Below are 13,564 nucleotides of genomic sequence, written 5' to 3' on the forward strand. Positions count from 1 at the left end.
TACTTTTCCACATAGAAAAGGCGGGTTGATAATCAACCCGCCCGGATATTTGATAAAAAAAGCAATAACGCTTATTCGGACATTTAAAATCCGTTCCGTATTTATTTTTATACAGCCGCTTTAGCGATATGTTTCACCGGAAAATTCTGTGATATCACCTGTATAATCATCTACACTTATCTCATATTCAGTTTTATCACTGTAAAACTCCACATCATATTCGAGTCTACCGTCATCCATATCCAAATTAGTCAGAATAAATGTAACTGAAGCCTCATCAACTCCCGCTCTTTCAAGGGCAATTTTCTTAGCAGCTTCCTCTCCTATTTCTTTACCGGATGATTGAGGTATCAAACTTGAAGCCGTACTCTGTGATGCACTTGTCGCTTTGCCGCTTCCACAGGCTGACAAAGCTCCCGCTGACAAAAGTCCTGCTGCCAAAATCACATAATGTTTTTTATTAATCATCATACTCCACATCATAATCTAATACAGCACCTGTATTGGCATCAAGCTCTACATCGTACTCATATCCGTTGTAGCGGAATTCGATCTCGTACTCGTATCTTCCCTTCTCATAATCAAGCTTTACCTTTGTAAATCTTACGCTTGATGCAGGAAGTACTGCCTGAGCTACTGCAATCTCCTTTGCACGAGCCCGGCTGATTCTTGGACTTGCCGCGAATGATGTTAATGCAAATACTCCTGTTGTTGATAATGTTGCTGCAAATACTGCCGCCTTTAATGCTATTTTCTTCATAACTGATTACTTCCTTTCTTAACCTGTTTAACTTACGGTGCATTCTTTAAACAATGTTTATTTCTTATCTCCTTTGCACTTGTAATTAGGATAATATATAAACATTAAAATAACATTAGAAGAAAAAAGTTTTTTGAAAAATATTTTAAAAGGCTGTATTTTCAATACATAGAATATCATAGCAACAAAAAAGCTGTATGAAATCTCATACAGCTAAATGCCGGTGGCGAGACTCGAACTCGCACACCCTTTCGAATAACAGATTTTGAGTCTGTCGCGTCTGCCATTCCGCCACACCGGCTCACTACCTGACAATATTAGCATAACAGCAGGATATTTGCAAGCGGTTTTTGTACCGGTCAGGCGATTAGGCATAAATATAAGTTAGTGTTTATCCTTTTACAACCAACCCTCTATATCTGCTGATAGCCGCAAAAACTTCCTGTTTTCTCGGCATCGCAAGATTGCCCGGATGACCTGTATATGGTGATATAGAATCCAATCCTGATTTTTCAATATGTCTGTACATCTGATCCAGTGACTGTTCAATTGTCTTCTTTTCATCAATCACTTTGTTCTTTAAAAACCCGATCATAACGGCGATACAATTTGTCTGACTTTCATCAACAAGCTGCTCCAGACCTGAAATATCTATATTGTTCCATCCATACAAAATACTGTATTTGCCTTTGGCTTTCAGGCGATCTTCTTTACCTGACAAAGAGAATCCTGTTTTCAAAGGAACACGATGTGTTACTTTACCAAAAATATTATCTGATAAAAATTCTCTTTTATATCCGTCAGTAGACGCTATTTCCTTTGCTCTGTCGGTGACATCCTTTGGAACATACTCATCCATCATTATAACTCTGTCAGCAACATCAAAGTAATCTCCACAACCTCCCACTATGAGTATGGTGGAAACTCCCAAATCTTTGTACAAAGGTTTTACTTTATCAATAAAAGGTGTTATAGGCTCTTTTTGTCTTGCAATCAACTTTTGCATACGACCGTCACATATCATAAAATTTGTAGCGGAGGTATCTTCATCAATCAAGATAAGTGAAGTTCCGGATTCTAAAGCCTCCATTACATTTGTCGCCTGTGATGTACTTCCACTGGCATTTTCCGTAGAAAATAAATGTGTATCCTTATTTCCCGGCAGATTATTTATAAAAGCACTTATATTTACTTTTTCGACATTTCTTCCATCCTCTGCACGAATCTTGACTGCATCAAAACATGTAATCACCATTTCACGCCCGTCACCTAAAATATGATTGTATACTCCGCGCTCAAGTGCTTTCAACAGTGTTGACTTACCATGATAGCCTCCACCTACAATCAATGTAATTCCCTTTTCAATTCCCATCCCGGATATATGCTTTCCGCTTGGAAGATCCATATCTGTTTCAAAACTTTTTGGACTCTGAAAAGGAATACCGTCACGCAAAGGCTTATCTGAAACACCGCTCTCACGCGGCAAAACAGAACCGTTGGCAACAAATGCAACCAAATTTCTTCGCTTTAATTCTTCCCTTATATACTCTTGGTCAATCATTAAAGAAATTTGTTTTTTCAATTCATTATGATCAATATTTTCATACAGTAATGCTGCATCTACAATTTTTACAAGAGTTTGTGAGAAAATCCGATGGGCTTCTTTTCCTAAAACGCGTCTACCGGCTGCCGGAAGCCCTATCTCAAATCTCACCTCAACTCTGTTATCCTTAATCAAAACGGAAGTTCTCTCCAACATCTCCTGTCCGCATCTGTCAATTACAATCATACCGCTACCACCTGTAGCATTTATTTTCTGACTGTAAATTTCAGCTTTTTTATAAAACTCTCTTGTTAAAAAATCCGAAACGACAATAATTTTACTTTTTGAATCAAGTAGTTCATCAGGTATACCTGTTACTTTCCTGTTCATAATAATACGCACTTTTGACGGCGGTGCATACGGGTCAACTTGTACATGGTCAATGGAAAGAATATATTTCCCAAAGTTATACTCCCCCTTTATAGATTTATATGCACCATATCCCTGACCGTTTATTGAAAATAATAATTGCTCCAGTTCCTGTCTACTTTTCAAATGTATACCTCCATATCATGTTTCCAAACATTTTAATACTTTTTTTATAAAATCCTGCTGTTGCCTAATTATTGCGAACATATTATCAAAAACCAACTTTACCATAGGCGCAACATCATTATTCATTGCTTCACACTTTTCTTTCCAGCCTTTCATAACAGATTCATATTCAATATCAAGCCTTTTAAGTTGGCTTTCCAAAGCGGTATAAACCTCATCGGATGTCAACTTATCACATAATGATATCCCGGCATATAAAGATGACGGATAGGAAAGAGAAAACTCCGTCAAAGAATCATAAATTAATGTTCTCAAATATTTTTTTCCTTTTTGAGTAATACTATAAGTTACTCTCGGTCTGTATTGTGCCTGTTCCATATCCGTTACACAGATATACCCGTTCTTTTCAAGCTTTTTTAAAGCATAATAAATAGAACCTATAAGCACTCCTCCCCATCTTTTTGCATCCATTGTTTGTAACATCTGCTTTATATCATAACCTGACATAGGTTCGTTATCCAGTAACCAAAGCACCAATAACCGTATCACAAAACTACCTCCATATTCAACATTGAATATAATACAACGAATATTTTTATATGTCAATATATAACACTTCTACATATTAAAAAAGCTATTATGAATTTTTCACTAATCCAAATCCATAATAGCTCTAATATTTTATTTATATTTAAGAAGTTACAGCTTTTTTATAAGCCTTATCATGATATATTTTATTCTTTTCTCCCCGCAAAGCATATATATCCAAGTTCTTTTTTATTATCCATCATAAATGAACGCATCCTTTGAAAGTATTCCTTATTAAAATCCTGTAATCCTGTTCTTATAATACTGAATGCTCCAAAAATACCCTCATCCTTCATCATTCCGGGAATACTCATAAGACTCATCGGACCGCTCTTTTCCTCCACTTGAAATCCGGACCTTTCAAAGCAGGCTCTCCACTCCGTTTCTATAAGCGGTTCCACATTTACATTTATAGCCCTGCTAAGACCGATACGAAGTTCCCTTGCCCTATTTTCATCATCAGTGATTAAAACAACATCCTGAGTTAATACAACCCCGCCGGGCTTCAATACTCTGTAATATTCTTTTAATGCTCTCTCCTTTTTATCACCCAAAAGCATTGTCAGCATGGCTTCATTTACCACAACATCAAAGCTCTCATCCTCAAAAGGAAGCTTAAAGGCATCACCTTCCATAACCTTTACTTTGTCTTCCAGGTCATTATCTTTTATCTTCTTTTTTGCCTTTTCAACCGCTTTTTCATCCAAATCCACTCCTACAATATCGCAGCCGTATTTCTTTGCTATATGAATCAAGGTGGTTCCCATATTACAAGCCACCTCCAAAACCTTTGAATCAGCCTTGATATTTCCCTTCTCAAGTAACCAATCGGTAGCCACCACTCCACCCGGTCTCAACCTTGTCTTACCTATTCTTGCCAAAAATTCATGACCTTTCTCTGCCATAATCTCCTCCTTTAAACTAAAAGCTCTTTACTGGTTAGGTTTTACTAACCCATAGATGAAAATTTACCCTTTAAACCAAACACATATGTATTGGGTTTTATCAGGGTTATTCACAAGTACAAATATACTTAAATACTAAAAAATATACTAAGCCAAATAACCGGCTCACTCAAAATTTTAGATATATCTACAGTAAAAGTCAATATTAAAAATAAAAAATATTATATATTATATCAATATTATTCATCACTCTTCTATTGTAGTTCATAGTATCAAGTATTTTCCATATACTGAAACCAATAGATATCTTACTGCCCTCAGATTTTTATAATATTCTTCCCTCATATATCATATACAAATCTCCTTTTTTATAATACTGTCACAATACATCTGTTTTTACAAAAACGCCTTTAGCTCGGATTGTTTTGATATGATTTTGTAATTTATCTTTCAGGCTTTGGTATTCATCATCAGTCAAACGGATATTTTTATATTTTCCGTTTTTCTGAATCTAATTCTTTTATAGACTCTTCTATTTCTTCAATAGATGGTAAGCTACTTTTATATTCCTGTTCAAGTAATTTGCTTATTTCATACTTACTTATTCCTATTGGCTGTGAGATATTTTCAAGCGAATATTCAGCGACTACATTATCTTTATCTCTGCAAATTAGTATTCCTATAGTTTGATTATCACTATTTGATTTCATATTTTTATTTACAGCCGTAACATAAAAATTAAGTTGACCTGCAAATTCCGGCTTAAATTTTTCTGTCTTTAATTCTACTACAACATAAGAGTGTAGTAGAACATGCTTCTTCCAACTCTCTTTCATCATATTTATCTCTTATTGTTAGAAAATCAAAGTTATAAGGGTCTTTGATTGTTTGTTTCGCAAGCTCTGATTGTACATCCGGTAATCTATTATCGAAATTGGTAACCGCCTTTCCAAGTCTTATGTATAAATCACCCTCAATCTGATGCTCCAAAACTGTTCTGCTCCAACCATTTTCTATTGTTTTATTTACATAAAACAATGCCTCTTGCACATCTTTACACTTATACATAATCCTTTGATTATGTCCCCAAGGAATACTTTTTATCCTTCTTTCAATATCCGATAATTGGGTTACAGCTTGTACCCCGATTAGGTAATCATTATAAAAGATATACCAATATCTAATATGTTTTAAATTTTCGGCTGAAAATCCTCTCATGTCCGGAAATTCTTTTCTCAAATCACTGCTCAATAATTTTAGAAAACTATCACCCCAAGAATATTGCTTTTGTTTTTCAACAATTTCTTTCCCCAAGTTCCAATACAAATCAAGCAACTCATAATTAACTTTTACTGCTGCTTTTAATTGACTGCGTCTAACTTTTCCCTTTAAATCTAAGAGAAATTTTTTATATTCGCCACCTCCTATAATAGCTAAATCTTTTTTATCCATTTTTATCACCCCTTAACAGCTGTTCTGTATTCACCCAACCTTCTTCGTCCATTTCAAATTCATACTCCCAAGGTGCATGGCGAAGTGCATATGAAACTTCCTTACTTAACTTTTCATAATTCATCATATTCTCCTTCTTCTATCATCTCATCTATCGCTTCTCTAAACCAATCCCAAAAGCTTTCATAATCCTTTCTCTGTTCCCATCCTGCACTTGCAAAATCGTGGATTTTTTGCACCCTTCCATCTCTGTCGATATCAAAGCAAACTATATCATCATTGTCATCTCTTCTTGCAAAGGGAACCAACTTTCTGTCCGGATATCTTTCTTTTAATCCTTTTATTCTCCACTCCGTTTGCTCATAATCCATCAAATACCAAAAATCAAAATTAACCAATCCCAAATGAACAATTTTTAAAAATTCTTTAGGATATTCAAACTCCTTATATATACTACTTACATCAAATAATTCCAATTTTATAATTTCCTCCTATTTTATTGTCTCCATATCAAATACCCCAAATGGATTATTACTTCTTAATGGAGCTCTTCAATTGTAAATGAATGAATTACTGCAATTTATAAGTTTATCAACTTTCTTAGTAAAGATGAGCTATATGATATAAAGTAGCCCCTCTTAAAAAAACTTATACTACGAAATATAATCTAAAATGTGCCGGGATCCTCATAACTCCAAATTTCATTCCATGGTACCTTCGCATATAACTTATCTATATCATCCTTTGTATAAAAGTACTCCTCCATAAATACGTCCTCAGGAAACAGCTTAAAATATCTGTGCAGAAATTCCGGAAAAAGTCTTTCTCTACCTGATATATCGTCAAAAATAATATAACTTGGCACTTCTTCTCCCATACTTGGAATATAGTATTTATGTGATTCTTTTGGCTTCGGAAAAAAATAAATTATAATATGATCATTATCATCCAGCGAATCCCATTGATAATCTTCATCATCCCATCTTCTTCTCCAATGATCATTAGTAAAGCTAATACTAAAACTTTCGCCTGTACTTAATTTATCTTTATCTTTACCACTTGAATAAAACTTCATCTTGGTAAATATATCAATTATTATATCCAAGTCTTTTTCTGTCGGATATTCACCTTTTCTAAACAGTGATGCTGATGCTCCCATTATCTTAATGTACTCCCTAAATTATTTTTTAGTGTTTACTCTTATCATATGTATCAGGATTTTTGTAAATCCATCCTGCATCAGGCTCCGGCATATTATATATTGCGTCAATACTTATAATTCCTTTATATAACACATTGGTATTATGTCTGCCAGCCAGACTTTTTTATTTCCATGATAAAATACCACTCCGTCATCATATGCTCTCTTAGAATCAATTTCCAATATACAAGGACTCTTGTCACGCCTAAGCCCTACTTTTTTTGCCGTATCTATATCGGCTGACAGGTGTACATATTGTCTGCTCATAGGTAAAAGCCCGTTCTTTTTTATGCTCTCAGTGAATCTCCTTGCAGTACCATGATATAATTTATCAGGTGGAATCTTCTTTTCCTTTACTATATGCATTGGTATAGAATGCCCGTACATAGCTCTTATTTTTCCTGCCTTTATTTCATGTCTTTTCTTTTCAGACTTATCAATCATAACAGCCAAATCGTTTTGAGTAATATTTCCAAACTTACCTTCTGTATTCAGAGCACTCAAAAGCTGTTCAATACTTACCCAGCCTTCTTCATCCATTTCAAGTTCATACTCCCACGGTGCATGGCGAAGTGCGTATGAAACTTCCTTGCTTAATTCTTCATATTTCATCATATTCTCCTTCTTCTATTATCTCGTCTATTGCTTCTCTAAACCAACCTTTAAGTTTATCAACTTTTTTAGTAAAAAAGAGCTGTTAAGATATAAAACAGCTCCTCTTAAAAAATATCAATAGTATAATTTAGAATGTTTTAGGATCCTCATACATCCAAGTCTCATTCCATGGTACCTTCGCATATAACTTATCTATATCATCCTTTGTATAAAAGTGACTTTCCATAAATACATCTTCCGGAAACAATTTAAAATATCTATGCAAAAATTCCAGTAATAATCTGCCTCTACCTGAAATATCTTCAAAGTTAAGGTAATCCGGTACTTCTTCTCCCATACTTGGAATATATTCTCCAAGCTCTATTTCCACATTAGGATAGAAGTAAATTATAATATGGTCATTATCATCTAATGAATCAAGTTCGTCCTCATCCCACTTTCTTACCCACTCATCATTAAAAAAACTCACACTTAAACACACTCTTTCACCTGAACTCATATCCACTTTATTACTTGAATAAAATCCCATTTCTGTAAATATATCAATTATTATATCCAAGTCTTTTTCTGTTACATATTTACCTTTTCTAAATATTGACGCTGATGCTCCCATTATCTTAATGTACTCCTTAAATTATTTTTTAGTGTTTACTCTCCTTTTTATATGTATCAGGATTTTTGTAAATCCATCCTGCATCAGGCTCAGGCATATTATATATTGCGTCAATATTTATAATTCATTTATATAACATGTTGGTATTATATCTGCCAGCCATACTTTTTCATTTCCATGATAAAATACCACTCCGTCCTCATATGCTCTCTTAGAATCAATTTCCAATATACATGGACTCTTGTCACGCCTAAGTCCTACTTTTGTTGCTGTATCTATATCGGTCGACAGGTGTACATATTGTCTGCTCATAGGTAAAATCCCGTTCTTTTTTATGCTCTCAATAAATCTTCTTGTAGTACCATGATATAATTTATCAGGTGGAATCTTCTTTTCCTTTACTATATGCATCGGTATGGAGTGACCATACATAGCCCTTATTTTTCCTGCATTTATTTCATGTCTTTTCTTTTCAGACTTATCAATCATAACAACCAAATCGTTTTGAGTTATATTTCCAAACTTACCTTCTGTATTTAGAGCGCTCAAAAGCTGTTCTATACTTACCCAACCTTCTTCATCCATTTCAAGTTCATACTCCCATGGTGCATGGCGAAGTGCATATGAAACTTCCCTACTTAATTCTTCATATTTCATCGTATTCCCCTTCTTCTATCATCTCGTCTATCGCTTCTCTAAACCAATCCCAAAAGCTTTCATAGTCCTTTCTCTGTTCCCATCCTGCACTTGCAAAATCATGGATTTTTTGTACCCTTCCATCTCTGTCGATATCAAAGCAAGCTATATCATCATTGTCACCTCTTCTTGCAAAAGGAACCAACTTTCTGTCCGGATATCTTTCTTTTAATCCTTTTATTCTCAACTCCGTTTGAGCATAATCCATCAAATACCAAAAATCAAAATTCACTAATCCTAAATGAACAATTTTTAAAAATTCTTTAGGATATTCAAACTCCTTATATATACTACTTACATTAAATAATTCCAATTCTATACTTCCTTTCTATTTTATTGTCTACATATCAAATGATCCAAATGGATTATTATTTCTGAAAGAAGCTTTTTGTTTGCCAATTCTCAAATTAACTGCATCCCCCCATGTTACTGGGACTCCTTTGGGCGTTGTCAATCTTTCCACAATACTCGATTCAGGTATGATATCATTATAGCCATGGATATTAGCCTGAACTTCTATACCTACTTCTCTTGCAGCTACAACTCTGGTATTATCTAGTGTTGTATACAATCCATCCGGCATTTCAACTATGTCAATGGGATCTCCAATCCATCCATATTTTTTCATGCTTTCTATAAGTACCTCAGAATCATTAACAGATGTTTGGCTATATCTTATTTCTTTTGGATTAACTGTCTTACTTATAGGCTTTATATACTCTTTATATAAAGGCTTTTCTTTAGCTATATCATCAACTTTATCTATCGGCTTTTGGGGCTCAGGCATCTTTGGTGTGTCTGTTATATCAGGCAGTTTTGGAGGATTTTTAGACTCCGGTATCTCTATAGGTGTTTTTTCCGTCTTAGGTAACTCTATAGACGGATTCTTAGGCTTAGGTACTTCTATAGGTGACTTATTCGGTTCAGGTGCTTCTATAGGCAGCTTATTCGGTTCAGGTATTTCTAAAGGAGCTTCCTGTATAGTTTAAATGGTGGACGTTGAAAATTGAAAATACCTCAGAGTAAAATAAGACTACTGACTGGCAGGTTGGTAAATCTTATCAAACAGAGAGGTATCTACAATGAAGTCTAACACACAAAATGCAAAAATTAAAGCAATTACAGAAACTACTTTGGTGCTCGGAATCGATGTCGGAAGTGAAACGCATTATGCCAGAGCTTTTGATTACCGAGGAATCGAGTATTCTAAGAAACCATTCAAGTTTAGTAATGATAAGGCCGGATTCGTGACGTTTAAGGCATGGGTTCTGGACATCAAAGAAAAGCATGGTAAGGACAAGGTGGTTCCCGGAATGGAGCCTACCGGCCACTACTGGTTTAATCTTGGTAAGTTCCTTCAGGACAATGAGATGAAGCCGGTTCTTGTGAATCCTCATCATGTAAAGAAATCAAAAGAACTCGACGATAACAATCCGACAAAGAATGATCGTAAGGATCCGAAAGTCATAGCAGGACTAGTTAGAGAGGGACGTTACATGATCCCATACCTACCAGACGGTGTTTATGCAGATCTTAGAACTGCATCTAACATGAGATTTCAGTTACAAGCGGAGCTTACAAGAATTCAGAACAGGATCAGTCGTTGGTTCAATATATATTTTCCTGAATACAAAACAGTGTACGGGCATCCGAATGCTAAAAGCGGAATGCTGATTCTTAAGGTGGCGCCACTTCCGGAAGATATCCTGACGTTGGGTATCGATGGGGTGAACCAAATCTGGCGAGATGCGAAGGTGAGAGCAGTTGGGAAAGCGAGGGCAAAGACCCTGATAGAAGCTGCTGAGCACAGTGTTGGAAGCAAAGAAGGTGAAATATCTGCGAGGATGGAAATACGTATGCTTCTAGAGGATTATGAGTCCGGAAATAGTCGTCTTCAGGAAGTATTAGCTCTGATTGAAGAGCTGGTAAAACAGATTCCAATGGCTGAAAAGCTATTGGAAATTAAGGGAGTAGGAATCAAGACGGTGTCGGGATTCCTGGCTGAAGTAGGCGATATAAGCCGCTTCAATAACCCAAAAGAATTGCAGAAACTTGCAGGTTTAGCATTGGTTGAGAATAGTTCGGGTAAACATAAGGGTGAGACAACAATAAGCAGACGAGGTCGAAAGAGACTAAGATATCTGCTCTTCGAGGTTGCAATGTCCCTTGTGTCAAAGAATCCGGAGTTCAGGGAACTCCATTCATACTATACAACCAGAAAGCTGAATCCCTTAAAGAAGATGCAGTCGCTGATGGCTGTGGCGGCAAAGCTGCTCCGTGTCTTTTTTGCAATGCTGACCAAGGGCGTGGACTATGATCCAAAAAAGCTGGTTGGTGATATAAAGAGACCGGCAGTATATCTGCAGGTAGCATAAGCGTACAATGTAATCAATACGTCGGCCGTCCTATGGGCGGTCACTAAACAAAGCAGAATGTAGCAGATAGCGTCCACTGATCACAGTGCTGGTACAGGAATCGAGTCAGTAATCAACAATACAAAGAATGAGCCGGTAGTCGGCAGGAATTGTAACCATGGGGCATGACCCCGTAAAGGAGCATAGCTGACACCCTGGTTATGGGCAGGCAGGACGAAGGAAGTTAGGACCTCTGGAGACAGAGATGATCCTGGTGGATATAGGAGGTTAGCTGCCATAGAGGGATGGGTATACACAAGGCCAGTAAAGCGAAAATCAATGACGTTTTATTTCGTGTACCCTTTTACCGCTATTTCAGTACCCGATACACCGAAATGTTCATAACTCTGGCTTATTTACTGAGATAGACAAGGTCAAAAAACTTTGAATTTTCAACAAAAAACACTTGATTATATGAGGAGGTTTGATAGGATTTATTTTCTTATCAATACCTGCTATATCACCTGCTTGCTCTCCAATCTCTGCAGCCTTTGAGGGGTAAATTATCTTTGACGGCTGCTTTATATTTGAACCGCCTACAATTTCATCTCCAATCCCGGATATTTTTGATGAGGTTTTTGATCCATTTGATATATCACTAACATCATCTGCTATATCAGCGGCTTTTGATGATCCAATTGCTTTTTTAGCCCCTTTTCCGGATTTCGCAGAACCATTTGCAACTACAGCCAAGCCTATTTCAAATGCTGCATGTCCTAAAAGCTCTGCTCTATCCTCACTACTTCCATGAATTATCTTTTCATTTGTATAGTTTTTTACTGCTTTCACTAACATCCCGGGGTTCACTATTATATCTGTTAATCCCTCTACCGTTTTTATAGGATGTGCCACTGTACTATAAATACCGTCCGCAGTACCCAAAAATCCCTTTATATACACTCCTCTATAGTATGCCCCTATTGTAGACATTAAGCCGGCATTCTTCGGCATATTTGTAGCTCCAAGGAATCTTCCGAGTCCATTTGATATTATAGGTATATTTGCAGCGTATACAGAGTTTCCTGCTTTTGTACTCTCTCTTATAACGGTATTCCTTAGATTATCATAGTGTATACCTATGTTCGGTAATTTTATAACCCCTGCTTCTTCAAGTGCTTTAAGGTTCTTTATATTTGTATTTAGGGAATCTATTGCTCCATAAGCTGAATACAAATAAAGTATCGGATTTTTCTTTGCCCTTTTTGCAAAGTCCTCATTATTCTTGTTTATATCTTGAAAAGCCTTTTTAGCCTTTGCTGTATCAACACTGTTATTATTTCTTTTAGGCGGTATTTTTTTGTTTATAACACCCATAAAGCTTTTTCTTGACTTTTCATTTACACGCTTAGCAACCACAGGTCTTGGTCGTATACTTGATGCAAATCTGTTGGCGGTATTTCTCCCTGACCTCTTTACATTTGCGTTAACATTCTTTGAATGGTTTTTAGAATAACTGTTAGCAGTTCTTCTTCCAAAGCTTCTTGACAGATTTGTACTTTGTCTTATATTTTGCTTACCTAATCTTCTGCCTGAATTCTTTGGTTTATCCTGTCTCTTTGATTGTGCTTTTGCCTTTGGCGATATCTTCGGCATCTTCAGTTTTGGAGATTTGGATTTATTTGAAGCTTTTCCCTTAGCACTTGCGGTTGACTTTTTACTTACCTGCTTTCCCTTTGCACCCTTACCTCTGCCTGAGGATTTCCCCCTGTTTCTTGTATTTCCGCTTGGGTCGGTATAATTGACAGGGTCATTTTCTACAAAGCTGTATCCGTTTAAGCTGATCGCCGACTCTATATCTCCACTTACACTGTCTTCTGATAAGAACACCCCGGTATTCGGATCATAATATCTGGCTCTTAGATAATATAATCCTGTACTATCTTTCCATTCTCCATCAAATCCAAAGCCGGTTATTAAAGCTTTTTGAGTATCAATAAAATTTGTATCTTCATTATCTCCAAATGGTGTATAGAACGTGTTTTCGTCTCCGATTCTACCTAATACACTTTCTTTTTCATCTGTTATAAATATACTCTCAGTACCGGTTGAAAGTTCAACTGTCCTTTCATTTCCGTATATTAAATTTGTTTTTGAACTGTCATTATAAACAGAAAGCACCTGTGTATCTTCAAAGCTTATATCATTTAGCCTGTATTTACTTTCCAAGGTACCGTCGGCATTCAGTTCTTTGGTAAGAACTCGCTCTCCCATTGCATCATAGA

15 protein-coding genes, 1 tRNA gene and 2 pseudogenes are annotated in these 13,564 nt (G+C 36.1%); 2 read left to right on the plus strand and 16 right to left on the minus strand.

Translation table 11 applies throughout. The annotated features are described in order from the left end of the window. Positions 1-120: 120 nt before the first annotated feature. From J4O15_RS10405 to J4O15_RS10475, 15 genes and pseudogenes are all read right to left on the minus strand, one after another. Positions 121-468, minus strand: a complete 348-nt coding sequence (locus J4O15_RS10405; RefSeq protein ID WP_208100699.1) for a PepSY domain-containing protein — start codon at positions 466-468, stop codon at positions 121-123. After that, complete coding sequence (locus J4O15_RS10410; protein WP_208100700.1) at positions 461-760, minus strand: PepSY domain-containing protein; 300 nt, start codon at positions 758-760, stop codon at positions 461-463. The genes J4O15_RS10405 and J4O15_RS10410 overlap by 8 nt, the downstream gene beginning before the upstream one ends. Before the next feature lie 218 nt (positions 761-978). Then, positions 979-1,061: transfer RNA gene (locus J4O15_RS10415), tRNA-Leu, on the minus strand. A gap of 90 nt (positions 1,062-1,151) precedes the next feature. After that, complete coding sequence (locus tag J4O15_RS10420; RefSeq protein WP_208100701.1) at positions 1,152-2,858, minus strand: ABC-ATPase domain-containing protein; 1,707 nt, start codon at positions 2,856-2,858, stop codon at positions 1,152-1,154. Between the two features lie 15 nt (positions 2,859-2,873). After that, positions 2,874-3,407, minus strand: coding sequence for a PadR family transcriptional regulator (locus J4O15_RS10425; protein ID WP_009220708.1), 534 nt, complete (start codon positions 3,405-3,407; stop codon positions 2,874-2,876). 185 nt (positions 3,408-3,592) lie between these two features. After that, the gene (locus J4O15_RS10430; protein WP_009220707.1) at positions 3,593-4,351 is read right to left on the minus strand and encodes an SAM-dependent methyltransferase; all 759 of its coding nucleotides are present in this window, start codon (positions 4,349-4,351) and stop codon (positions 3,593-3,595) included. Between the two features lie 488 nt (positions 4,352-4,839). Continuing rightward, positions 4,840-5,803: pseudogene (locus J4O15_RS10435) on the minus strand (PDDEXK nuclease domain-containing protein). Positions 5,804-5,816: 13 nt separating this feature from the next. Beyond that, positions 5,817-5,927: pseudogene (locus J4O15_RS10440) on the minus strand (RNA 2'-phosphotransferase); the annotation flags it as partial. Next, positions 5,917-6,279 carry an SMI1/KNR4 family protein gene (locus tag J4O15_RS10445; RefSeq protein ID WP_208100702.1) on the minus strand — a complete coding sequence of 121 codons (363 nt, stop codon included), beginning with the start codon at positions 6,277-6,279 and terminating at the stop codon, positions 5,917-5,919. The pseudogene J4O15_RS10440 and the gene J4O15_RS10445, both read right to left, overlap by 11 nt. 191 nt (positions 6,280-6,470) lie before the next feature. Then, a complete protein-coding gene (locus J4O15_RS10450; RefSeq protein ID WP_208100703.1) occupies positions 6,471-6,962 on the minus strand; it encodes a hypothetical protein in 492 nt (163 codons plus the stop codon). A gap of 114 nt (positions 6,963-7,076) precedes the next feature. Then, positions 7,077-7,616, minus strand: coding sequence for an RNA 2'-phosphotransferase (locus tag J4O15_RS10455; RefSeq protein WP_208100704.1), 540 nt, complete (start codon positions 7,614-7,616; stop codon positions 7,077-7,079). A gap of 130 nt (positions 7,617-7,746) precedes the next feature. Further along, entirely contained in the window at positions 7,747-8,232 is a 486-nt protein-coding gene (locus J4O15_RS10460) for a hypothetical protein (protein WP_208100705.1), read from the minus strand. A 117-nt stretch (positions 8,233-8,349) separates the two neighbouring features. Then, positions 8,350-8,889: an RNA 2'-phosphotransferase gene (locus J4O15_RS10465; RefSeq protein WP_208100706.1), complete on the minus strand. Its 540-nt coding sequence runs from the start codon at positions 8,887-8,889 to the stop codon at positions 8,350-8,352. Next, a complete protein-coding gene (locus J4O15_RS10470) occupies positions 8,879-9,241 on the minus strand; it encodes a hypothetical protein (protein WP_208100707.1) in 363 nt (120 codons plus the stop codon). The genes J4O15_RS10465 and J4O15_RS10470 overlap by 11 nt, the downstream gene beginning before the upstream one ends. A 27-nt stretch (positions 9,242-9,268) precedes the next feature. Next, positions 9,269-9,715 carry a hypothetical protein gene (locus J4O15_RS10475; RefSeq protein WP_208100708.1) on the minus strand — a complete coding sequence of 149 codons (447 nt, stop codon included), beginning with the start codon at positions 9,713-9,715 and terminating at the stop codon, positions 9,269-9,271. 7 nt (positions 9,716-9,722) lie between these two features. Here J4O15_RS10475 and J4O15_RS10480 point away from each other — a divergent pair, with 7 nt between their 5' ends. Further along, the gene (locus tag J4O15_RS10480; RefSeq protein ID WP_208100709.1) at positions 9,723-9,917 is read left to right on the plus strand and encodes a hypothetical protein; all 195 of its coding nucleotides are present in this window, start codon (positions 9,723-9,725) and stop codon (positions 9,915-9,917) included. A 93-nt stretch (positions 9,918-10,010) separates the two neighbouring features. Beyond that, the gene (locus J4O15_RS10485) at positions 10,011-11,303 is read left to right on the plus strand and encodes an IS110 family transposase (RefSeq protein WP_208099890.1); all 1,293 of its coding nucleotides are present in this window, start codon (positions 10,011-10,013) and stop codon (positions 11,301-11,303) included. 378 nt (positions 11,304-11,681) lie between these two features. On the opposite strand, the gene J4O15_RS10490 is transcribed toward J4O15_RS10485, so the two are convergent. Then, positions 11,682-13,553 carry an RHS repeat-associated core domain-containing protein gene (locus tag J4O15_RS10490; RefSeq protein WP_208100710.1) on the minus strand — a complete coding sequence of 624 codons (1,872 nt, stop codon included), beginning with the start codon at positions 13,551-13,553 and terminating at the stop codon, positions 11,682-11,684. Positions 13,554-13,564: the final 11 nt, after the last annotated feature.

The organism is Lachnoanaerobaculum sp. Marseille-Q4761 (genome assembly GCF_017565785.1).
Classification (GTDB): Bacteria; Bacillota; Clostridia; order Lachnospirales; family Lachnospiraceae; genus Lachnoanaerobaculum.